Raw genomic sequence first — 22,865 nt, 5'->3', positions numbered from 1 at the left:
AATATTTATCCTTTTATGTATCTAATATATTCGATTGGGTCAAATAAATCAGCGGCGCTCTAGTCTGGCCATTCGCTGTTTGTACATTCAGGATAATTTGAACATCCAAGGAAGCGTTTTCCTTTTTTTGTACCTTTGTGTACCTGCCTAGTTTTCATTGTCCCTTTTTGACATTTCGAACAGTTTTGACCGTCTCCTTTAAGAGGTCTGATTTTCACTTCTGGCCACTGGATGTGCTTGCAGCTCTCTGGGTTGTCTTTACTCCAGTTATCACAGGCTAAGAAAAATTTCGATTTCTGTTTTTTTGCTTGGCGCGTTCTAAGTGTACCCTTCCCGCACTTTGGACAAAGCGTCCCATCACCATCGATTTTAGGCACGCGCTTACCTTCAATTTCCAGTTTCTCTATCTGTAGTCCATGTTGAACAAACTTATGTAACGAGTTATGCAGTGCCTTTTCAAAGGAGGCTGGAGCTGCATCACCGGCAGATATCTTTGTTAATTGTGCTTCCCAAATTGCTGTTAATGCAGGGTCTTTCAAGTCGGAGGGGAGCGCTTTAATAACAGTTCGCCCATGTTGGGTTGAGCGCAATTGCACTTTTTTTTCACGTTTAACATAATCTCGCTTTAATAAGGTCTCGATAATGTTCGCTCTTGTTGCTTCCGTACCAATTCCGTCACTATCTTTAAGCATTTTTTTTGCAGACGAATCCGGTACATATTTATAAACATTTGTCATTGCCGCAATTAAACTACCATCGTTAAATGGGGCAGGGGGTTTCGTTGTCTTCTTCTCTACTTTCGTTTTATCCACTCTAACAGGATCATTTGGGCTCATTTGTGGTAAACTTGGTTCAGTTCCAGCTGAGCTGGCAGGAAATATCACTTTCCATCCCTGCTGGAGTGTTCTTTTCCCTGACGCTTCAAAGTTATAGTTCTCAACTTTTATCCTAATTTTAGTCGCCTCATACTGGTATGAGGGATAAAATTGAGCAAGAAAGTACTGTGAGATCAATAAATAAACACTCATTTCTTCCTGACTCAGCTGACAAAATTTAGCGGAAGAAAAGTCTGTAGTTGGTATTATTGCATGATGATCAGATAGTTTCCCATCATTCCATGCATTGCTTTTAATGGAAATGTCTGTACCCGCAACAGCCATCTTTAGTTGATCATGGCCCTGAAATTGCTTCAAGATCATGGCAGCTTGATCTGAGTAAATGGAAAGAGGTAGATATCGGCAATCAGAACGTGGATATGTTGTGAGCCTGTGCTTTTCATAGAGTGATTGAGCTATCTCCAATGTTCGAGCCGCAGTAAGACCAAACTTGTTGGAGCACTCTGTTTGCAGAGCACTTAGTGAAAAAGGAAGAGGTGGGGCATTGGTCTTTCGTTTTCGATCTATCTGTAAAATATTACCAACTTTTCCTTTCACCTGTTCCAGTATTTTTTCGGCCACGGCTCTATCTAGAATGTGGCCGTATTCATCGGTATGAGTACTGTTTTCTGCAGGACTATAGGTGGCGGAAAAACTGCCATTTTTATGGAAAAACAGCCCCGTTGCGACGAAATAATCTTTAGGTTGGAAGTTTGCAATTTGAAGATCACGGTCTACTACAAGCTTTAGGGTCGGAGTTTGAACCCGGCCTACAGATATCAGCTCATTTACCCCACCTCTTTTAACCAAACCGGTATAAAGACGGGTCATATTCAAGCCGTGTAACCAGTCCGCTCGCTGCCGCCATAAAGCCGCTTTATAAAGATCCTCTTTTTCTTTGTTGGGAAAGAGTGATTGTAATGCTTTTCGTAAATCACTTTCAGCCAGAGATGGAGCCCATAACCTATAGACTTTATCACTGAAAGGCGGATACTCTAGCTCCTCTAATAACTCATCAATAAGGAGTTGCCCCTCTCTTTCAGGATCGCCCGCATTTACGACCGTAGTTGCTTTTCTTAATAGATTTTGGATGGCTTTTAAGTGGCTTTTTTTATCATTATATGGCTGGCGCTTCCAAACCGAGGGGATAATTGGCAGGTCTTGGAGATTCCAATCCTTGTATTTGGGGTCATAGCTCTCCGGCGGCGCTGTATCATACATATGCCCAAACACCCATGTAACTGCCTCTTTGTCCCCCAGTGTCCAATGTGTCTTTTGTTTTTGTGGGCTTACACCTATCATCTTACCCCTAACCATAGCTATCGATGCAGCCATTTTAGGTTTTTCGGCGATAAAAAGTTGCGTGATCATGAGTATAAAGCCTCTGGTCCCATTAAATAAGAGAGGGTAGCCGTAGCTACCCTTCATTTGAATTGATTGGATGACCTACATTCTCTGATTAATCAGATTGGTCTAACGTTTGAAGTAGCTTCGGCTACCCCCACCATCGTTCACAGGCTGGGCGTTTTCCCGGTTTTCATTCTTTGGCGGTTTGGGATTCTTACGATGCCAAAGATCAAACTTGAGATCCTTATCTTTTTTATAGTTTTCCTTGGCTTCCTCCAATATGAATTTTTTAACATCAGCAGGAAGGCCTAAGAGTGGGAGCCGGCCACATTTAAACTTGGCATTGGACAGTTCTATTTTTCCATCAATTTTAGAAATGTAAGGTAAGGCCACCAGTCTGGTCCCGAAGTAGGATTTCCCATTATTTTGTGTCTTGAGCGGATCTAAGCCACTAATATAACACTTTGTGAAACCCTGCTTATAAGCTCTTTCATTGTAGATTGGCTTCCCATCTTCTTTTACCCTGATCATGTTCGCCGTGTTCGAACAATCACGACCTGAAATAACCTCCCTCAGATCAATATTCTCTTCAGAAAGAGAAACAGAATCCCGGCCTGTATTGAAAGATTGTCCACGGGTCACAATGCAATGGAAGTCAGTATTTCCTCCGAATGTTTTAAGCGCGTCAACCCATGGCCTTCTACCATTCTCTGAGGCATCTTTTATGTCACGCGCCATCCACTCCTCAAAGCTTTTTTCAGGAGAAAGAAATCTAGTCCTCTCTTCCCCTTTCTCATTTTTATATTTCTCACTGGCATTGAATACCGTGCGATATGTATCTTCGACCTTTACAACATTATTTTGGTCATCTCTTTCAACGAGACACATTTGAATGTATGCATATGGAGACCCCACAGCAGTTTCGGATTCAACACCATACCCCTCTGGGAGAGTGAGCGCAGTTAGCACTGAATCCTGGAGATCTTCTATGGACTGGACCGGCTTGGATGTACGCAAACTTAAATGTTGGCGCTGTTGCCACACGCGGGGCTTTCCCGATTCTTGGTCAATGAGGATTTCCCCATTGGTGTCTCTTACAGCCCCTTCTTGTGATACAGAGTAAAGATACTGAGTTTCTTCCGGATGCACTTTGATATGATCGGTCTTATCCCGGCTGATAACATTGATGTAGTCGGCATTGATGGTACATTTGCCCGTATCAGGATCAGTGGTGAACTTAGGTCTTTCTAGTTCGACCACCCCAAATCCTTCTGGAATTTTATTCTTACCGTTTCTCAGGGTAGCTGCCGTATGGCGTTTGCTATTGCCTTCTTTGACAGGCGTATAGAAATGCACCTCAAGCCCTTTTTCACCAGGTTCAATAACCTTTCCACTGAGGTCCATGAATGGGCTCATAACAATCCCACGGGCAACGGGAGTACCATCATTCAAGCTGTCTGCAGGTCCACGGTATAGGACAATCGCAGGGGTCGTTTTGTTCCCGCCACCATTTCCTTTTTTTGCTTTGAATTGTCCCAACCCCATAACGCTATCCTTTACTTACAGACTGAAATTTAACCTAACTTCAGCATGCTTGTTCTTTTGCAAGAAACAAGTAAAATTTATAGGTAAAAAGCTAGAGTTAGTCATCGACAGTTTTGTGAATATAGTCCTAAAATAATATAGGAGTTGAACTTTCAGGAATAATTTGGTGAATGGACTTCAAGTTGTTGCTAATCCATTCAACGTATTTTTTTCCTCCGAAACAGTCATCATTTACCCTATTTGTCTTCCAAAACTCCATTACACAACTATTTTTATATTCACATGAATTGCATTCAATATTGTTGTTCCCTCGGACCTGCTTTCGCATATATTCACGTCGTTCTTTTGAATTCAGAATCTCAATAAAATCTTGATCAATTATATTTCCAAAGACTCGCATATACTCAACCCAGCCATTTCGATAATCAGGTAGAACAAAGTCTCCATTAGGCAACAAAAAAAGAGTCTGTGAAGCTATATTTGATAATGGAGGGGCTTTTTGTTGTCCCAATATAAATTGCAGTTGCCCTATTTCTGGAACTACGGCACCCTGCTTTTTCAACTTTAACCAGTGCTCAGTGAGACCAATAAGAAAGTCTGACCATGCACTCATAGTTGGGGCGTACTTTCTATATTTGAGACCGGTATTTTGATCATTCTCCATAAAGGGAAGCCAGCTTGTTTCTGATACCCCGAGCTCCGTAAGGTAGTCCAAAGTCTTTTCTGGCCCTTGCTTTAATAGATCAGAATTAACAACGCTAATTGTAGATACATCCATACCATCATTTATTAGATCCCTTACTTTGCGGTCCCATTTCTTAAGGTAGGCATCCCCTCTCATTGCCCCATCATATGATGTCTGAACTTTTCCATTGGTGTATTTAGTGAATGCAGTGTTCCACTCCTTTTTAACCGAAACCAACGATGACAATATTGTGTGCGTATTATCATACATATGATCTGGACTAAAAATTGCATTTATCCTATCAGCCATATCGGCAAACATGGGAATGCCCAATGACGTTGGTTCACCGCCATACCAATAACACCGAACAGTTCTTTTTTTTACGCCAGCTTTATTCCAATATTTGTCGATCTTTTCACATGCCATACCAATAAGGTCAGGTGAGAGCACAGTACGGTCTTGCCGTTGTTCCAGACTTAAGTAACAATGTGGGCATCGTAAATGGCAGTATAGGCTCGGCATCAAGGTAAAGACAAAGTATCCATTTTCGATACTGTACTGCGTTCTCATATTAATTTATCCTATTGAGATGTGCCATTAATTAAATTAACTAGATTATAATGATCTTAAATTTAATTAATAACCATTTTACCAGATTAGGAAGATTTTGCACACATGTCAGGGACTTTTCTATACCAGATAAATGTTACTCGTGACTGCAATCTGAGATGTACTCACTGCTATATTTCTTCACTAGTCAAAAAAGAATCTGGCTCAATGACTAGCGATGCCATTCTCAGCATCGTGCGAGGTATATCTGCTCATATGATTGATTCTGGAAATCGTCATGCCGAAATTCATGTAATAGGGGGGGAGCCCACAATGTTGGGTTTGCCCTTTTTCCAAAGTGTAATCCCGAAAATAAAAGAGATTCTATCGGGAAATGGATACACCTATGAATTATGTTTGGTGTCGAACTTACTCCATCCTGAGATCCTAAAGATTGCCCGCCTATTTGATCGTATTAACACATCATGGGAACCTCATACACGTTTTCCAAAACCAAAGTTGGAAGAACGGTGGAGGAACGCTATCGCCACAATTAGAGCCGCAAAATTAGAGTTCGGAGTGACTACCTCAATAACACTTCCCGTGATAAAGGAAGGCGCTCTTGAAATTATTAAGAGGCTATACAATAACGAAGGTATAAAAAAAATCCATTTTGGCTTCTTTATACCGTCTGGTGATGGCGCTCTAAATAGAGAAACAGTATTCCCACAATTCCATGAAACCAGTAAGTTCCTTATTGATGTCGCCAATTGGTACATAGAGAATAAGGATAAGGACCCTGATCTGTACATAAACCCGATTGATAGCCTGTTATATGCAATCGAATTAGATCAACCTCTGGATGATATCGTATGCCCAATTATACCAGGATCAATAGACATTGATTGGAATGGAAATGCAGCCACTTGTTTAGAGGCAGGGGGCGCACAAAACGCAGAATGGTCTGGTAATGTTTTGGAGACAAGTGTTTTAGAAGTTAGCAAGACCACAAGTTTTCGACGTAACGTAGTTAAAGCCAGCCGGCCTAATAAAGCCTGCATTAATTGTGATGCATATTCGTTTTGTAGATCTGGTTGCGGTGTGCTCGCCAAACACTGGAACCCTGAAGTGGACAAAGACTGTCCTGGTTTCAAAGGGTTTATAGATCATACACGCCATCTTTTCGAAAAAGGAGCAAGAGCAAAAAATTCATCCATTAACTCCTGAATACTCATAAATCGATAAACATAATGAGGGCGAAAATGCAGCAAGCCAGTGAACTACAAATTCAGATAGATGATGTTCTGTCGTGCTTGGGCAGCTGTGCAGGATGTATCCTTACTAGCTCAGAGCGCACCATCACATCACCAGATATGTCGTGGGATCTTCTTGAAATTATACAAGAGAGAACAAAGAATTACCTTGAAGACCTAGAAAAATTGAACAGGATAAATATAACATTTGGTATAGCGGACCATGTTTTAATGGGTGCGGACTACATCGCCAAACTTCACAAGGTCGGCTCTGACATTATAACCACTGGATGTCCATCAGATATTGAGCATAGTGCAGTATTCTTTTCGACTTCGTTAGTAGCAAAACCATCAAAAGTTCTCGAGACACTCCGGCAAGTTCATCATAGTATTTCCGGACCAATTAGCCTTATACCACTTGTAGTTTTAGATGGTAGGATCACAAAATCAATAAAGTTCGGACCTCGCTGGAAGTCGATGGTTCATGAGGCAAAAAGGCTATTTGGTAAAGTGGATCTGTCTATCAACCTCTCTAGTTCAGGTTGCTGTGATATCACTCCTCACGAGCTAATTGCCTTTGCAAAGGATTATAATTTTAGTGAGTTAACCGTCAATTGGGCTCCCTCCTTATCCAATGCTCATGAAACAATAGATAACATCGAAGTAATTAACGACTGGATTATGGAGTTTGATACGCTAGCACAAGGAGTAGAGTGGATCACCACAAGTTACAGACCGGTCATTGAAAAGACAATAAATGCCTTAAAGTGTAATGGTTCAGTAAGTAGTGGACAAGTAATTAAAGACATGATGGAAAGTACTATACGTCATTCGCTCCAATTCGATTCATTTGGAAATTTGATGCCTAAGCTAGAAGCTGTAGGAGACATTACCCATGCGCCACGCCATGGTTTAAAAGTAATGGGCAATATACAACATAATTCAATTAGCGAAATACTACAGCAAGGCATTGGAGCGGTTGAACGTAGCGCTATGAAGATACATGCTCGAGGATGCTGTGGAAGCTGTGAGTATTCCCCAATATGTGCAGGGACAGGGTTTCATGTTGCAACAAATGTTGTGAGAAATACAGGTAAATACAGGCACAAAGATAAATGTCCCCATTTGGCATATAACTTAATAAGAAGAATTAATAGTGGGATGCAAGAATCCAAATAGTCTTTGTACACACAAGACTATTTCACATTTCGTTCTAGGTCATAAAATACGCGACAACGTACAACATCTTTTGCACATCGCTTTTTAGTTCGGCGGTCCCTGCTATAAATGTAAACGTTCGGCCTGAGCGACCTAATGCCTTTGAAGTTCTGGGTTTAAGTTCAGCCTAACTTAGTTTAGAAGTGGCCTAGGAAATTTAGACAGGTCGTATAAGTGGATATTGCTCCTGAAACTGGCATGATGCCAAGAACAGGAGAACCCTATGACTAGACGTCCAAGGCGCAACCACAGCCCGGCTTTCAAAGCGAAAGTGGCTTTAGCAGCAATCCGCGGTGAGAAAACACTGAGTGAATTAGCTCAGGAGTTTGATGTGCACCCTAACCAGATCAAGCAATGGAAGGATCATGCGCTGGCCGCCATGCCGGATGTTTTTGGTGCCGACAAACAGAGGAAATCTGCCCCTGAGGTCGACCTCAAGCATCTGCATGCCAAGATCGGCGAGTTAACTCTGGAGAATGATTTTTTGGAAGGAGCGCTCACAAAAGCGGGCTTGCTGAGCGCCAAAAAATGATAAACCGCACTCATGACCTATCGATCACGCGTCAGACCAAGGCTTTAGGGATCTCGCGCAGCTCCGTTTATTACGTGCCCAAACCGGTCTCAACGGAAGAGCTGGCCTTGATGCGACGGCTCGATGAACTGCATTTGAGTTACCCTTTCGCCGGAAGCCGTATGCTGCAACGGCTTTTGAAGGCTGAGGGCCATAAAGTTGGCCGCTTCAAGGTCCGCTCGCTGATGAGGAAGATGGGCATTGCGGCCCTTTACCGGCGCCCCAACACCTCCAAGCCAGCAACAGGGCACAAGATCTATCCATATTTGTTGCGCGATCGGGAGGTTAAACGGCCTAATCAAGTCTGGGCAACGGACCTGACCTATATTCCCATGGCAAAGGGCTTTGTTTATCTGGTCGCCATCCTCGACTGGTACACCCGTAAGGTCCTGTCCTGGAGACTATCAACCACTATGGAGGCCGACTTTTGCATTGATGCTTTGCAGGAAGCATTGGCCAAGTATGGTAAGCCGGAGATCTTCAACTCAGATCAAGGATCGCAATTCACCAGCACGGACTTCATACAAGTTCTCAAACGAGAAAACATCGAAATTTCCATGGATGGTAAGGGGGCATGGCGGGACAATGTGTTTGTCGAACGGCTCTGGCGCACCATCAAGTACGAGGAGGTTTATCTCAAAGCCTACAACAATGTACGGGAGGCAAGGACATCTCTTGCAAACTACATAACCTTTTATAATCAGCGTAGACCGCATTCATCGCTTGACGGAAAGACACCGGATCAGGCTTATTACAACAAAGACCCGCAGCTTACTCAGCAAGCAGCGTAACAGGAGCAGATCCACTTATAAATCTCGCTCACCTGTCTAAATAAACCGGACCACCTCTCTCTTTCACTCATGAAATCGTCACTTACTGATGGACCATCGAACCAAATGGCCCAACTTTCCCCCGCAGGGGAAATGATACGGGTGTTTCCGACCACTACAATCTCAACCCGTTTTATATGATCCGGCAGTGAGGCAGCTTTGGGGAGCCGAACCGCTTGATTCCGGTTTGACGTGAATACTGCACATTCGAACACAGTGACCTCCTAAGGGGTATGTTTAGTGTATATACAAGCTACCTCATCGTAAGGATATGTCGAATGTATATCCCTACTGAGAAACCACCTAGGGCACAAACGTCCCTTTTGTGTCCAGATCCACCGCGCCACACATACCAGCTCCGGTGAGACCCATAGACAATTATTGTAGGTCCCAGAAGGCCCATCGGGGGCTGTTACAGTCTCGTAAGTAGGGTGATAGATGCGGGATTTATTTTCAAAAGTATCTGCCCACAAAACAGGGGAGGTGGGCAAAGAAAAATAAGCTAGTTCAAATATACTGTGTCCGATAGTGTTGTTTACATCACCAGACACAGTATCATATGTCTAAATACTTAAGGAGTTGGAATAGGGTCTATCGGAAGATCCATGTAAGGCTATTCACTTCACTACTACAAGCCGTTGATGCATTACCAGGGTTAAACGGAAGCTCATCACCAGAGCCCAAACTCTTAGTCGTCGTGTTGACTTTAATTGTGTAAACACTCGGCCCAAGGTCTGACGTAGCTAGATCAATACATCCTTCCATAGGAATGTTATCGTACTTGATTGAGAAGCCAGAGTTTGAACCGCCCCCACCATCAGCAGCAGCAATAGTTACGACCCCTTGAAAGGCGTTTAGGACACTTGATCCGTTAACCATTGTACTGGGAAGCATCTTGATTACAGAGGAGTTTCCAATACCGTTGTAGTTGGATTGCCCACTGTATAGGTTACGAATTTTGGATTGTATTGAGGCAAGCTCTTGCATAGCCTCTGTTGATTTTCTAGAGTCTTCAGTGAGCTGGTATGTCACAAATACTGTCACTAGGATGCCTGCGATAATGCCCATAACAAGAAGCATCTCGGTGAGTGTCGCACCCTTATTACGTCTCTTGGTAATTGCAGCCTGCCAATTATTTTGCTGGCTTTCATATTTAGTCATCTATCATTTCTCCTTTTGATAGTATGTTATTTTTTAAAATATCATAAGCAAAATTACCACTAGCTATCGATATTTATCCTATTAACAAGGTCTGCCAAATTTCTAAACAAAACTGGGGTGACACTATCTTTATCCAAAGATGATACCTTATCCAGAATATATTGCTCTTCCGGAAACAAAACATCATCAATTAATTTAGTTGATGGGCTATCAAAGTATGTTTTAAGAATGTCACAGTATATATATTCATTCTTTGTAGTTTGATCATTGCCATAAACAATTTTCAATTCAATCAATACATCAGAAAGAATATTGGAAACTGTCAGTATATTGGCTATGGCAATGTAAACTCGCTCACGCGTTGGAGCAAGTATTGCAGTTTCTGAGAATTGAGCTGCACCAACCAGTTTGAAAGAAATAGGACCACCGGCAACATCCCCAATTAGTTTATCTGCAGATTTATCTTTGTTAGATTTATTGCTCAAACTATTTTACCTTAATCTATGCTGTTTCCTTTATAGGCCTTAAAGAACCGAAAACATATCAATTAGTTCAAATATTCGTTCCCCGATTGCCATTATTACATCCATGACAACCCTATCCGGAATTATCCCGTACCAGAGCGCAAATCCACCAGCAACAAGGCCTAAAATGAGTAATGATAACAGCGTTTCAACAACCAGGTTTAGAGCCTTAATAGGTAAAAGCAGTAGGCGCATAAACCTGTCGAAAACAGCATATACATCCTGAGAGCGGTATAAAGGTTCCATACTTTACCTATAGGTTTATTTTTCCTAATATATGATCTAATTGTTATCCCTAAATTAGGATTGAATAAGGATCAAGTAGTATTATGGTCGGTCAGGTCGTTCTTGGATTATTTTTTGTCTTTCTTTCCCTGCTACCTACCTGGCATTTTGCAAATGCTTCTCCCACTACACCCTGCCAGTTACCAGGCGTTAACCAACCAGTAAAATCTGGTGGGATTAAATGGCCATTACAAATCCAGTTGGAAGAGGAGTTTTTAACTGCAGTTTGTAAACTTCGAACAATACCCGGTGATGTTCGTCTAAATTTCTATTTTCCGACAACTGATGCGTCAAAGTCGTGGGATTTCAACTTCTCACGATTTGATTTTGACTATAAAATGGTACATTCACTAGTCCAAGCCACAATAATGACAAATGAGCAAAAGATATCGACCAACAATGATCGCAAATTGGCCAGAGTGCAAAACTCCGTCATCCAGCTGGCAAGCCATGAAACAAGGGATGGGGTATATTTCGCACTGGAAGAGCATCATAAAAAGCATAGACAGCTTGCTCTCTGGCTTCCCGTGCATGTGCGATTGAAACCCGTGAGCCTGTTTGGTGCGGATTTTGTCTTAACCATGAGACTTGAGCCTAATGCCAATCATCTGGCCCTTAGCAGTACTGGGAAACGTCCAGGGCTGCGCTTATACGGATTGACTAAACTTACTCAAATGGGTGGTATGGAAATGGATGACTGTCCTGCAGCCATACCATATTGTTCCAAGCTCCCTAAAAAGGTCATCTTTACGGCCCCATGGGTTGTGACGGGTCTGAAATTTGTTGCTCATGGTGAAAACCTCAACAACGTAATAAAAACTGCCACGCGCTCATATAATGCAAAGCTGGCCAAGTACCACGAAGGAGGTGAGTATCTAGGGAATAGGTTGCTAACTGGTAACCATACCTTCATGGACGGCCACACGAAGTTGGAACTCGATGCATCGCAAAATGGCAACCGGCATACTTTTTCCATTAAGTTTGTCAAAGGTAGTCGCTATAAGAGCCCAATGGCCAATATATGGCAGAAATTTCGCGTGAGTACACCGCCCTTGAGTACAAGATCAACAGCACCGGATGCAACAGGCGTACTCTTCTAAGGATGTTAAAAGAATAATATTGGCGAGCAAGACTTACTGAATGACATGACCGATGACGGCCAAACCACTGTCATGCAAATACTCTGGCATCCGAATGACTGTTACGGTCGCCACTCGTTTTTGAGTTATGATCTTTGGGGGACCATCGTCACGGGGAGATTGGTAGGTTAGAATGATCGGGAACTTCACTTTCCATGCATACCTACCACGATAATTACCCGTTGCGACCACCTGGCCTGGCCCATTTGGGGCAGCCATAGCCACAAAACCAAGCTGGAAAATAGTATTGAACTGGCCACTAGGCTTTAAGGCCTCTTCAAAGCTGCTCCAGCCATTTGGTGTAAGTTTTTTCCGTGAAACGGCCATTTGTTGGCGATAGTTCACAAAGTCATAGCTATGGAGGTTGGTGATCGCATCGATGGTCCATTTTACAACATACTCATTTGTATGATTAGGGGCATCCAACGGAGGAAGCTCCATGACCACACCCTTTTCAGTCGTCAAGATATACCTGTATCTGGCGGGCTTCTCCCATATTATGAAGATCCCAATAACAAGTGCGGTGACGATAACTAGAAGCGCAATGGCAAGTCTAGCCAGATAGGTATTGCGAACATAGCCGTATTGCCTCCCCAATAGGATTATCTCGCTCATAACCTCAGGCGAATAAATTGGATAGCGGCGAGGCGTTTCCTTGCTTTTTCGTCCATTTTGGGGATGAGCCAGATCTTTCAATTCACTTTATCCTATTATTTACCTTTAATTATCTTTATAGTATATTTTAACTCTCACTAGAGAGCAACAAAATTACCCTTATTCCTCTGATACAGAGAAATTTACAGACCAATGAGGACGAAAAAATGATGAACAAGGTTCACAACCTATATTATCAAGGTCTCGCCGCTGTTTCCGTTACAGTCTTAAGTGCCACACAAGCGCTCGCAGATAATGGCACTACTACTGATAAACTAACATTCGGTGGCGCGGCTGGAACTATTTCAGGTCAAATGGATAACATTAAAAAACTCGGAGTTGCATTAATCTTCGCTGCTGGTGTTTTCATTCTCCTGATCGGGTTCATAAAATTCTATAAGGCGGCAAATTCACAAGGACGGGACGCAGGTTACGGCACCGCTCTAGCGTTATGCCTCATTGGAGCTGCAATGATGGTCGCCCCCGCAACAACCGGGATGCTCACAGAAAGCCTCGGACTGGGTAGTGCCGAGTTTGACAGTGACACTAAGTTTTAAGGCAATCTGATCGATGGTTAACCAGCGCGTTCCTCTCTTATTGTTTGGTATCCTTTTATGTCTACCGGAAACGGTTTTTGCGCGCACTGATCCCGGTTCATCACCGTCCACCAAACCTAGTACTATAGATACGGTCGGGGCAGTTTTAAAACGGGCACTCGAAGACAGTTGGACACCGTTTTTTATCCTTGTGGTGATCATTGCTGGCTTAGTTGGACTGATGTTCATCTTTAAAGGATTTCTAAAACTTGCAGGGGGGGAGCGCGGTGGAGGTGTAGGCGTTGCTTTAAGCTACATTACAGCTGGTGCCGTCCTCATCGCCCTTCCAGATGCCGCCGGAATGGGAATGATATCGCTTTTCGACTATGCTCAGGGTGGTGATACACTTGTCGGATCGCACTTGGATTTTTCTGAGGGTGAGAATCCTGATAAGAACTTTCTGGAATTATTTCGAGTAACTGGTGACCATACAGTAGCCGAAACCCTAAACTGCTTTGCGCAAGCAAAAGATAAACAAATCACAATGGCACCTGCCACTTGTATGGCGCAAAACATTGCCACAAACATCATTCCCATACTCATTGTTGTTGTCTTTGCACTTCTCTTTTTTGTCGGTTTTTTACTGTTTGCAAGCGCAGTAATTGGCCTTGCCGGTGTCAAAGAAACACGCCAACCCACTAGCGGGCTCATCACGCAAGGATTAATTGCAATACTCATGATGAATTCGCCGTTCTTGATGGAGGTTTTGACCACAACCTTTTTAGGAAACATTTCAGGACCGGTTGGAACAAGTGGCCTTGTTCAAGAGAGTAAATTTTTGTCCTATAACGGGGGAACAGGCAACGGAGAGTTCGAGGCTTTATTCAAGTACAAGGAACTTGTTAAATACTCTTTGTGGATCGCAGCGGGATTTGGCGTTGTTACATTTGCCCGTGGTCTTACTATGGCGCACGCAGTCTCCAAACATGGACGTCAGGTGGGAACTTATTCCATGGCAATCGTCTTTGTTATTGCCGGGATCGCTCTAACGAACCTGAAGGTTACTTCTTGTCTTGTGCTAAATTCCTTATACGGCAATGGTGCTTCGCAAGCAGGACTTTGTGAGTAATTCTAAAACTTGGGTTCCTTAAGCGTGAACGGCCTCGGATGACACTTTGAGTCTCCCACAATGAAGTGGTCCACGTTTATGATTGAACTGGCCCGCCAATATGATCGCTACGTCTATCGCCAGATAGCTGCTTTGCTTCGAGAAGCAGAGATATAGTCAATTCTGGTGTATGAGCATTTGCTTAAGCAGCTTTCTGATCGGGTTGTTGTTGTTCAATTCCATCTTTGAAGTCGATGCCTGTGATGAGTTTGCCAAGATCGGCAAAGCCGCGTAGTTTTCGCCATCTTGTCTGTGCGCATTGCGCGAGTTTGAACATCATCTGCAGCATACCATCGCGGCTCAGGCACCCCTTAGCGCGTTTGGTGCGGTGTCTTATAGTAGCGAATGTGGATTCAATGGGGTTAGAGGTGCGGATGGACTGCCAATGCATCTGCGGAAAATCATAGAACGTGAGGAGGTCGTGTTGGTCCTTGAGAAGGCATTCTACGGCCTTGGGATACTTACCCTCAAACTGTTCAACAAACAGATCAAAAGCCGTTTCAGCCTCTGCCTTCGTCGGCGCCATCCAAATATCCTTTAGGGCAACCCTTGCCTTGTCCTGCACAGACTTGGGCAGGTAGCCCACGATATTGTTTGCCTTATGCACCCAGCAGCGTTGATGGCGGGTCGTGCTGTAGACTTGGTCAAGGGCGAGCCAGAACCCCATAGCCCCGTCACCGGTTGCCAGTTTGGGCGCGTTCATGCCACGCTCTTTCAACTTTAACAGCACCTCCCGCCAGCTCTGCGTGCTTTCGCGCACACCGTCCTCGATAGCAAGAAACTTCTTGTGTCCCAGCGCATTAACACCAATCACAACAAGGGTGCACAGTTTGATATCTTCTGCCCGTAGGCCGCTGTAAATGCCGTCCGCCCAGATATAGACCCATTCGTCCTGATCCAGACGAGACTGACGCCAGTGTTCATACTCGCCCTTCCATTCTCTCTTCAGCTTGGCGACGGTACTGGCAGAAAGACCACGCGCCTCGGGACCAACCAGAACCCTCAAGGCCTCTTCCATCTCACCGCTTGAAATCCCTTTCAGGTAAAGCCACGGTAAGGCGGCTTCCTGACTTCTAGCCTTGCGCACATAAGGAGGTACAAGGGCTGAATGGAATGTCACAGCTTTGCCGGAGCGTGCGCGAACCTTGGGTACCTTCACTGAAACGGGGCCAATCCCGGTCTGGATTTCGCGCTCAGGATGGTAGCCATTACGCACAATTCGAGCTTTACCACTCTCTTCAAGTTCACCTTGGTAACTGCCAAGAACAGACTGAAGTTCGGCTTCAATAGCTTTCTGCAACAACTCCCTCGCTCCTTCACGCAGCAATTGTGTCAGTGGATCATCAAAACCAGCTCTTTGACGGGGAAGATCAAGAACATTATCCTTATCCATGGTGGCGTATCTCCTACTGGTTGAAACGTTGATTTGGTCATCAAACATTCAACCCGATACGCTGCTATATCAAAAGCCCCATACACCAGATTCAGTTATAGCTCCGAGAAGCAGGTTGGCAAGTGAACGGCAGGCGTGTCTAGCCCTTTTGGAGACAAAAGGGGCCAAGGTTATCACGAAGCAGCTGAAACAGGGCCGGTTCGGACTCAATGACGGTCCTGAGACCGGCTGTGGCCACAGGATCGCAATTCAGCCGAGGGTATAACAATCATCAACCACCAGAAGACGGTTCACCGTGAGAGCTTAATCTATTTACAAACCCAAACAAATAACGGTGGGCTTCCTTGTATCCCGAGACACACCAAACTATAACCTTAGCTTGCTATAAAGGGACATCAACTCATTCACATAATGCTGCAATAGAAACGTACCCTTTGGGGGAAGAATACTTGCTGTTCCAAAGGGTCGAATTTTAGAGCTCTCCCATATGACAGCATCTCCATTAGGAGAGGGTGTTGTCAGCGTATTTTTAAAGTTTGACATAAAGCTAGTAAGAACAAGCTGCTTAGTGAAAATACCGGAACTTCGATTAACATCCAGATCCAATACACTACCCTCATCGAGGCTTCGAAAAACTTCATGCCATGCCTTTATCACAAATGGATTAATATCTAAAGAATGACTAATAGGGCTCACTAAGAGTGGCAATTCGTGTGCGCTTAAAGTTGTTTGAAGTGACACCGATGAATAATTGAATAGCCAGACATTTTTATTAAATTTACGTGCCAGCCAACCGCATAAGCTCTGAATGTCAACAACATCGCGGTTACAATGCGGCATGGTTAGTTGACTCAAAAATGTCTGGCTATTTACTAGATCATAAGGCCAGGGGTCATTCGTTGCAACAGGAACTATACCAACAGAAGCATCCGGCTCCCTCTGTTGTATTGAGAGTGCAACGAGACATCCGATTAACGGGTTACCAAATTGTATAATATAATCAAATTCATAGTAGTGTTTAATCAGTTCATTTTCTTTTATGTTCAATATGTGCTCTAAAAATAGAGCATATCTGTCCATAGAAGACTCACACAATGAGTTAAATCGCTCATTTGATAAGAATGCCGTCTTGTATGGCCCGATCATATTAGACTTTCCAGCCACTTAGTTATTTTATCAGGACCGTATATCTCAATTGATTTATCCATTTGGTAGAATAGCTTTTCCCAAACAGTGCATAAGTTCGTTCTTCCATACGGGCTTCCTGTTGCATGTATGGCTTCACTCATACACCCGCCTTGACAAGACTGTAAGTATGGACATGCCTTACATTTGTTATCAAGCATACTAGGCCTGGCGTCTAAACGATCCCATACATCTTCATCAAACGTACCAGATATCGCATTCCCCCATGGCATTTGTCCTGAGTCAGCCATATCTAAACAAGTGTACAGACTGCCGTCTGGCTCCAATGAGATGGATACTTTTGAACAATTACTTTGGAATGGGCATACACTTCCTCCATTGGCGATCTTAAGGCGCCTTGCTAAGAGGAGAGAAAACGGTTCCACATTCACTTTTGAGTGCAAAATCCACTCATTGAATGCATCGCCCATAACATTGGATAATCCCCCCACATCTACGGAATCGATCTGGCTCCTTCCTTGGAAAACAGGCCGTAGAACTAGTGAGTATTTTTTTTCATTTGCATAATTAATTTCAGTTGGCACATGTGCCAACGAACTACTGTCAACAACGAAAACCGCACCAGGTAACTTTCCACGTCTACGCTTAAGTATTTGCTGTGAACTGTTAAATACATTCCGGTAATGGCTTGCAGAGCCAGCAAGTGTTCTCTTACTACCTAAATGATCAACAGAAGTCCCCAGTCTGCCATTAAACAGGGTATCTAGGAACTTAATACGTTGAGGCGAACCTAAGAGGTTCGATTGGGCGCCGTCGAGCACCTGATGAAAGGACTTCAATAAAGTGCGTCTACCAATATGTACGATTTTCTCTAGTTCTTTGGGAGGGACCATCATAATTTCCCCCCCTACATACTGGATACTGACTACACTATAACCAGTATCAAATCCAAGTTTAGGAAACACTGACTTTTGAAGAAAAGTTAATGCTTTCTCATACTCATTAGCAGACATACGCTTGGTTTTCTGCTTGCGCCATGAAGAACAGTAACTACAACTGGCTTGGCAGGAGTGAGTTAAGCGTACATGTAATGTAAGGTGTCCTATTGTCCTAAGCCCCGGCATTTATATTTTTAATATGACTATCTGTCATATATCGATTTTTTAGCTTGGGTAACTGTACTGTGCTTTCTCGTCCTATCCCACTGTCTTGATGCGCCATTAGGACAGAATCCAACTCATTATGATTATCGCCAATGTGATCATCTTGATAAATATGGTTTACACCGTGCTTTGGTGCAATTGAACTTAGTTTGGCTATCCCTTTTTCACCCTTATCAGATGAGTTTTTCCTACTTTCTCGAAGCAAGCTATTCTTTTTAAAAAAGAATTTCAGTAGTGGCAGCATAATATACAGCTCTATTTTGTTGCATCAATGTTCGAAATGATTTGTTTTAGATTATCTATAACCTCTGGCTGTTCAGCCTGTTCTTTTAAGTCTGCGATAAGGGCTTCGGTTATGATATTAACTGTATGATGAACAACTTTATTCAGATTGCCACCTATATCAAATAACAGTGGCTTCATAGTTGCTTTCAGCTCGTCTGAGAGGTGTACTGGAAGCACATTGTGGTATGCATTTAAGACATATGGGTTTTTTGGCTTGTATGTATCTGACCGATCGCCCAATAGAATTTCAATTGGCAAATATTCAAGATAGCTAGTAATCGGAATAAGTTCACATGAGAATTGTTTCCGTTCTGTGTATAGCTCGCAAAGCTTAACAATCCTCTGTAAATATGCCTGAAAAGCTTCATCATCAGTTGTGCTGTCCGGCGGTAGAAAAGATATGCTAACATCCAGATTAGACAGAGTGTCCAAAATCATGGAATATTGATAATCTTCTAGCAGCAACTCACTGGGTACTTCAACAATGGTATTTATGTCATGTTGTGACATATAGATAACCGCATCTAACCAATCATCAGGGAAGTCTCCATCTTCCAACTGCAGAATTATACCAATTTCACCTAAACGATGGTCGTCTTGCGATCTTAAATTATCAAGAAGCTGAATGGGGTCACCAGTATCAATATTTACGGACCAGACGCCATATTTATTATTATTCCTATCAATACACACAAAAGGTGTATCAATTATCTTATGGTTTTCCAATGTGCTCAAATTAATCATATCGATACCCTGGTTATCGCCAGCCCCTTGAACCATGGCAGGCACTATGGCAATTGCTATAGCAAGCTCCATGACATGCATCTACCATTGGCGGGGCTGTTCCTGTAAAATCATCGGCTGACCCTTGCTGGTTGGCAGCGTAGATCTTAGATAATTCTGGGAGATACTTTTGAGCCAGACTCTCATCTTCTTCTCCTAACCTATTGACAAGTGTAAAGAAGAGTGAGGACATTGTGATCCTTACTTTTCTCTGATCAATCAACGGTGCAAGTTGTTCACGCAGAGCGATATCCTCAGATGATAATTTATCTAAAGATGATAACTTAGAGGACAAAAGATCATCCGAATGTACCGCTGCTTCAGCAATACCGTGGGTAATCGCCATTAACATCGATGCGGAGATAACTGCGCTTTTCACCTTAACATTCTTATCCATTTCTTATCCTTAATAACATTTCAGCCCTATTGAAAAGTGTCTTACTGCCCGAGCATTCACCAGAATCATCGACATAGGATAATGCGAGGCAACCAGAAGAGCAAATTACCCTATATTCACAAGAATGACAAAGAGCAGCTCGCCTTTCAAATCGCCTTGATTCTAGTACTTTAGGACTTAGTGAGGATCCGCCTTCAGGCCCGGAGGTTAATGCAGTACAGCCAAATTTGTAACCTTCAGCATCAATTGTATGGAACCTACTATCGCATTTTCCTGACCAACAACCATACCCGACCTTATTTTGATCCTTAAGTGTATCAACGGATGCCAACAATCCATCAAACGGGCTCAAATATAATTTGTCCCCTTGCGACCGATCTTTATTCCAAGCCAAATAAGCAGTAAGCAGTGAAGCCATTTTTTTCGAATAGTATAAATTGTCGACGCCAATGTAGTCCCAGTTTTTATCAGCATACCCTGTTTGAGTTAGTCGCTCGATGTGGCCATGTTTAACACCTCTTTGTGACAACTCGTTCAATAAATGGATTGGGTTAGGGTATGAATCAAAAAACTGTCTTGTTGCGGTCATAACAAGATATGGTTTTATACCATCAGATAGCATGCGGTCCCAGTTGTTCCAAAACCGAGCCTCATACTGGACATTAGACTCTAACTTAGCTCCCGGCAGTAACCTAATAACTGGGTCCCAAGAAACACCAATACTAGAATTAAAATGAGTATGGTATAATTGGGACCAGTCGCGATTATATGTCATGAGGTTCGTTTGGATACCATGTAGCAACTCCACATCAGCCCTGACAGTCTTGCTCAATATGTCAATAGATTTACTTAAATATTCTACACCTAGTAGGGTCGGTTCTCCGCCATGCCATTGAATGAGAACCTTTTGTCCAGACTTAGCTAATCTATTTATATGTTCACCAGCTTCCTCAATTTGGACAAACGTCATCCTCTTTGGGTTCGAGGGTATAAAGCAATGCAAACAGTGAAGATTGCATCCTTCAAATACTCGTATATAAACTAAGTGATCAAACTTCGGGGCAAATATACTTTCTGCACTCATGCATCAATACCCTCTCGAATTTGTGTTAGATATTGAATGGCAAGTTTTTTATTATCAGCGCTTTCTAACAACCATGAGCTCACATGCCGGAGATGTGAATGGTATCCTGAACACTCATAGCCATCATTCTCTGGTACATTTGGGGTAATAGGACATCCAGACTTACAAAACTCACTATAGCTACACTGTGAGCAATGGGCATTGTTGTGGCCAACATTATGATAGCGTATCCATTTCCGCCGAAGGGAAGAACCAACAAATGTCATGTAACCATCAGATACATTACTAAATGGAGGTTCAAATGAACTTCGATCTGGGCAACTGTTTAACCCACCATCAGGCTCAATAACAACAAAGCTTGTTTGGCAATCTCCTCCCCAGCGATCTCCATTAACCCCGTGAAGCATACCTGCAAGTGCTGCACGTGTAACGTTAACTGCTGGAGCCTTACCAGCCTTCCTCATCTTGACCATTACACTATCAAACAGGTCGTTTAGAAATTCAGCATGTTGACGATTATTGGGACGATCACAGGATCCAATATGTTGCCCATAGTCATTGTAACGCTCTATGCTAAAACGCGAAAAATTATTTTCTTCCATAAAGTCAACGATCTGATGCGTTCTATTAATATCAGAACATGTCGGAACCATAATCGGAGTTATTCCAATTCCAGACGAACGTGCTAGCTGAACCTTTTTGAGCCACAACTCTATATATGTGTTCACTGAGCCCTTTAGTTTACGTGAACCAAAATCAACCGATGTTCCAATTTGATTATCAAATAACTCTTTAATCACCGGCAGGTGGTCGGAGCGTAAGGGTATTAGAGATGTTTGAATAGATTGGGTAAACTTGGGAATATACTCTCCAAGTATCCTAGTTGCCTTCAAAAAGTAATCTGGTCTAAGTGTAAGGGGTTCACCACCATGCCATAGGATATGAATAGGTCTTGAATTCATTTTCTCATGCATTTGGGCCAGGAATTTCCCAACTTCGTGGAGCTTCCGTTCCGTCATCACATGTTTACTCTGCCTAATGCTTTCTGGCAAATAACAATGACTACAGCCTACCGTACACCTATTGGTCGGTTTTAGGTATATTGTAAGCATTATACCGCCCAATCCATTCCTACACGACTTTTGACTGTTGCTGGACTAAGTTGGTACCGTCCAATCATAGCATCAGCCCTCCCATCCAGGATGGAATTCTTTATGTGAGCAAACACCTGCTTCCAGCTCCAACAGTAATAAAATTTCCCCCCAAGGCCTCGTCCATACAAAACTGCGTCACGCATACAACCTCCTCCACATTCCTTAAAGTGTGAACAGGTAGTACAATCGACAGGAAGTTTTATTCGTCGTAAGCGCATAAGTTTAGCAGGACCACTCATGAGCATCTGATCGACAGAATCCGTCTCAAGGTTACCAAAACAGTAGTCAGTGTCCCCTAGATCGGCAAATTCGGAACAATTATAGACATCTCCATTTGGCTCAACACCAAGAAAACGTCCACCACAAGTTCTTGTCCATGGGCAACGCGCTGTCTCTAAGCCAACAACTGCTTTAAACATCTCATCGACAGGTGTCACATCAAAACTGGGCATATCTGCTATCCAGCGATCATATAACTCAATCAAGACTTTCCCATATAAATCAGGTGATAGCATCTCCCCACTACCATGGTCTCGCCCAGCCGGGTACCGGTAGTTAACGCGGATATCAAATGTCTGATTGTCATAGGACTTTGCAGTATCATACATTTCATGAGATGTAGCTATAGTGTCATTTGTGTATGTTCCGATCACCTTAGGATGAAAACCATCAGCAAGCATACTATCAAGACGCTTCCAAAAAATTCGCCCGTAAAGCTCACCGGATCCCTTATAAGTACGATTAATCCCATCAGGATCATAACTGGTTGAAACCGAACTTTTAAACGGCCCTTTAAGAAGGTCTTTCCACCTAGAGCTTTCATATCCTAGAATGTTCGTTTGCATCGAAAAATGTAAATTTGGATGCGTGATCCTCACATATTCCCAAGCTTTCCAATAAAAGTCAGGCCCCATTAACATAGGTTCACCACCATGAAACAATAGTAGGGCTTTCTCGTTTAAGTGGGGAGCCAGCTTATCAAAGTACCTTCGAAATCGGTCCTGAGACCATTTAGGGGCCCCATTTGCTTCCGGAGGGGCAGAGCAGTATGTACATTGGGCATTACAAAACTTAGTTGGCTTAATTATAACAACATTAATGCCCATTTTTTTATCCTATA

At 43.1% G+C, this 22,865-nt stretch carries 22 protein-coding genes; 6 read left to right on the top strand and 16 right to left on the bottom strand.

The annotated features are described in order from the left end of the window. Positions 1-59: 59 nt before the first annotated feature. The 3 genes from P6574_RS20795 to P6574_RS20785 all read right to left on the bottom strand — a co-directional run bounded on the left by P6574_RS20795 (position 60) and on the right by P6574_RS20785 (position 4,902). Complete coding sequence (locus P6574_RS20795) at positions 60-2,246, bottom strand: DNA topoisomerase 3 (RefSeq protein ID WP_310622261.1); 2,187 nt, start codon at positions 2,244-2,246, stop codon at positions 60-62. A gap of 102 nt (positions 2,247-2,348) precedes the next feature. Beyond that, positions 2,349-3,674, bottom strand: a complete 1,326-nt coding sequence (locus P6574_RS20790) for a hypothetical protein (protein WP_310622260.1) — start codon at positions 3,672-3,674, stop codon at positions 2,349-2,351. 220 nt (positions 3,675-3,894) lie between these two features. After that, on the bottom strand, positions 3,895-4,902 hold the full coding sequence (locus tag P6574_RS20785; RefSeq protein ID WP_310622259.1) for an SPASM domain-containing protein: 1,008 nt from the start codon (positions 4,900-4,902) through the stop codon (positions 3,895-3,897). A gap of 225 nt (positions 4,903-5,127) precedes the next feature. On the opposite strand from P6574_RS20785, the gene P6574_RS20780 reads away from it, so the two are divergent. From P6574_RS20780 to P6574_RS20770, 3 genes are all read left to right on the top strand, one after another. Beyond that, on the top strand, positions 5,128-6,228 hold the full coding sequence (locus P6574_RS20780) for a radical SAM/SPASM domain-containing protein (protein ID WP_310622258.1): 1,101 nt from the start codon (positions 5,128-5,130) through the stop codon (positions 6,226-6,228). Positions 6,229-6,263: 35 nt separating this feature from the next. Continuing rightward, complete coding sequence (locus P6574_RS20775) at positions 6,264-7,433, top strand: hypothetical protein (protein WP_310622257.1); 1,170 nt, start codon at positions 6,264-6,266, stop codon at positions 7,431-7,433. 262 nt (positions 7,434-7,695) lie between these two features. Beyond that, positions 7,696-8,834, top strand: a protein-coding gene (locus P6574_RS20770; protein WP_310622256.1) for an IS3 family transposase whose coding sequence is annotated in 2 segments (ribosomal slippage) — positions 7,696-7,960 and positions 7,960-8,834 — 1,140 coding nt in all. Because the reading frame shifts where the segments join, the coding sequence is not laid out codon by codon here. On the opposite strand, the gene vapB is transcribed toward P6574_RS20770, so the two are convergent. The 3 genes from vapB to P6574_RS20755 form a co-directional block, all read right to left on the bottom strand. Then, a complete protein-coding gene (gene vapB / locus P6574_RS20765; RefSeq protein ID WP_310622255.1) occupies positions 8,819-9,088 on the bottom strand; it encodes a type II toxin-antitoxin system VapB family antitoxin in 270 nt (89 codons plus the stop codon). The two genes, P6574_RS20770 and vapB, sit on opposite strands and share 16 nt — an antisense overlap. Before the next feature lie 376 nt (positions 9,089-9,464). Continuing rightward, positions 9,465-10,034: a type 4 pilus major pilin gene (locus P6574_RS20760; protein WP_310622254.1), complete on the bottom strand. Its 570-nt coding sequence runs from the start codon at positions 10,032-10,034 to the stop codon at positions 9,465-9,467. Positions 10,035-10,093: 59 nt separating this feature from the next. Then, on the bottom strand, positions 10,094-10,519 hold the full coding sequence (locus tag P6574_RS20755; protein ID WP_310622253.1) for a hypothetical protein: 426 nt from the start codon (positions 10,517-10,519) through the stop codon (positions 10,094-10,096). Positions 10,520-10,887: 368 nt separating this feature from the next. On the opposite strand from P6574_RS20755, the gene P6574_RS20750 reads away from it, so the two are divergent. Further along, positions 10,888-11,943, top strand: a complete 1,056-nt coding sequence (locus P6574_RS20750) for a hypothetical protein (protein WP_310622252.1) — start codon at positions 10,888-10,890, stop codon at positions 11,941-11,943. Positions 11,944-11,976: 33 nt separating this feature from the next. Here the strand turns inward: P6574_RS20750 and P6574_RS20745 are convergent, their stop codons facing one another. Next, complete coding sequence (locus P6574_RS20745) at positions 11,977-12,678, bottom strand: DotI/IcmL/TraM family protein (protein ID WP_310622251.1); 702 nt, start codon at positions 12,676-12,678, stop codon at positions 11,977-11,979. Positions 12,679-12,806: 128 nt separating this feature from the next. Here P6574_RS20745 and P6574_RS20740 point away from each other — a divergent pair, with 128 nt between their 5' ends. Beyond that, positions 12,807-13,193, top strand: a complete 387-nt coding sequence (locus P6574_RS20740) for a hypothetical protein (protein ID WP_310622250.1) — start codon at positions 12,807-12,809, stop codon at positions 13,191-13,193. 13 nt (positions 13,194-13,206) lie between these two features. Next, a complete protein-coding gene (locus tag P6574_RS20735; protein ID WP_310622249.1) occupies positions 13,207-14,301 on the top strand; it encodes a hypothetical protein in 1,095 nt (364 codons plus the stop codon). A gap of 181 nt (positions 14,302-14,482) precedes the next feature. On the opposite strand, the gene P6574_RS20730 is transcribed toward P6574_RS20735, so the two are convergent. The 9 genes from P6574_RS20730 to P6574_RS20690 all read right to left on the bottom strand — a co-directional run bounded on the left by P6574_RS20730 (position 14,483) and on the right by P6574_RS20690 (position 22,851). Then, positions 14,483-15,733, bottom strand: coding sequence for an IS256 family transposase (locus P6574_RS20730; RefSeq protein ID WP_310622248.1), 1,251 nt, complete (start codon positions 15,731-15,733; stop codon positions 14,483-14,485). A gap of 366 nt (positions 15,734-16,099) precedes the next feature. Beyond that, positions 16,100-16,813: a hypothetical protein gene (locus tag P6574_RS20725; protein ID WP_310622247.1), complete on the bottom strand. Its 714-nt coding sequence runs from the start codon at positions 16,811-16,813 to the stop codon at positions 16,100-16,102. Between the two features lie 62 nt (positions 16,814-16,875). Further along, positions 16,876-17,892, bottom strand: coding sequence for an SPASM domain-containing protein (locus tag P6574_RS20720; protein ID WP_310622246.1), 1,017 nt, complete (start codon positions 17,890-17,892; stop codon positions 16,876-16,878). Between the two features lie 97 nt (positions 17,893-17,989). Continuing rightward, complete coding sequence (locus P6574_RS20715) at positions 17,990-18,286, bottom strand: hypothetical protein (protein WP_310622245.1); 297 nt, start codon at positions 18,284-18,286, stop codon at positions 17,990-17,992. A gap of 11 nt (positions 18,287-18,297) precedes the next feature. Next, positions 18,298-19,143 carry a hypothetical protein gene (locus tag P6574_RS20710; protein WP_310622244.1) on the bottom strand — a complete coding sequence of 282 codons (846 nt, stop codon included), beginning with the start codon at positions 19,141-19,143 and terminating at the stop codon, positions 18,298-18,300. Further along, complete coding sequence (locus tag P6574_RS20705; protein WP_310622243.1) at positions 19,085-19,507, bottom strand: hypothetical protein; 423 nt, start codon at positions 19,505-19,507, stop codon at positions 19,085-19,087. Before P6574_RS20705 ends, P6574_RS20710 begins: the two co-directional genes overlap by 59 nt. Further along, entirely contained in the window at positions 19,500-20,591 is a 1,092-nt protein-coding gene (locus P6574_RS20700) for a radical SAM protein (protein WP_310622242.1), read from the bottom strand. The genes P6574_RS20705 and P6574_RS20700 overlap by 8 nt, the downstream gene beginning before the upstream one ends. Further along, the gene (locus tag P6574_RS20695; RefSeq protein ID WP_310622241.1) at positions 20,588-21,703 is read right to left on the bottom strand and encodes a radical SAM/SPASM domain-containing protein; all 1,116 of its coding nucleotides are present in this window, start codon (positions 21,701-21,703) and stop codon (positions 20,588-20,590) included. The genes P6574_RS20700 and P6574_RS20695 overlap by 4 nt, the downstream gene beginning before the upstream one ends. After that, positions 21,703-22,851, bottom strand: a complete 1,149-nt coding sequence (locus tag P6574_RS20690; RefSeq protein WP_310622240.1) for a radical SAM protein — start codon at positions 22,849-22,851, stop codon at positions 21,703-21,705. Before P6574_RS20690 ends, P6574_RS20695 begins: the two co-directional genes overlap by 1 nt. Between the last annotated feature and the right edge of the window lie 14 nt (positions 22,852-22,865).

The sequence above is a fragment of the Pseudovibrio sp. M1P-2-3 genome, assembly GCF_031501865.1.
GTDB lineage: Bacteria > Pseudomonadota > Alphaproteobacteria > Rhizobiales > Stappiaceae > Pseudovibrio > Pseudovibrio corallicola.
Note: the sequence above shows the minus strand (reverse complement) of the source record. Positions and strands in the feature narration are given on the sequence as shown.